This window comes from Pseudomonas sp. YuFO8 (assembly GCF_035065025.1).
GTDB lineage: Bacteria > Pseudomonadota > Gammaproteobacteria > Pseudomonadales > Pseudomonadaceae > Aquipseudomonas > Aquipseudomonas putida_AE.
Genome location: NZ_JAXDEQ010000185.1, coordinates 1 through 401, shown reverse-complemented (window position 1 = coordinate 401; position 401 = coordinate 1). Strand labels below are relative to the sequence as shown.

General features: G+C 46.9%; 1 protein-coding gene. It reads left to right on the top strand.

Annotated elements, in window-relative coordinates:
- Nucleotides 1-185 precede the first annotated feature (185 nt).
- A partial coding sequence (locus SOP95_RS31915; protein WP_323609579.1) for a dihydropteroate synthase occupies nucleotides 186-401 on the top strand: 216 nt, incomplete at its 3' end.

Below are 401 nucleotides of genomic sequence, written 5' to 3'. Positions count from 1 at the left end.
TTTTTCAGAAAAATATCCCGGCTCTGTGCAATGGCCTGGTCAAATTGCTGGTTGGTCTGGCTCATTATTGGAACAAACGTTAAAGGCTTTGAATATCTTTGATGCGGATGCAATATAAACCAATAGACAGAATGTTCACACTTAACTGCGGTGGAAGGTTACTCGTCATTGAGAAGCCTGTTGTCATGGGTATCATCAACAGTACTCCCGATTCATTTTATAGTGGCAGCAGGCAGCAAACCATAGATACTGCGTTGCAAAAGGCGGCGCAGATGCTGGAAGAAGGAGCTGTTATACTGGATATCGGCGGACAAAGCACCCGGCCGGGAGGTGAGCAACTGGCTCCTGAACAGGAATTGGAACGGGTAGTCCCGGTGATCGAAGCAATAGCCAAAGCATTT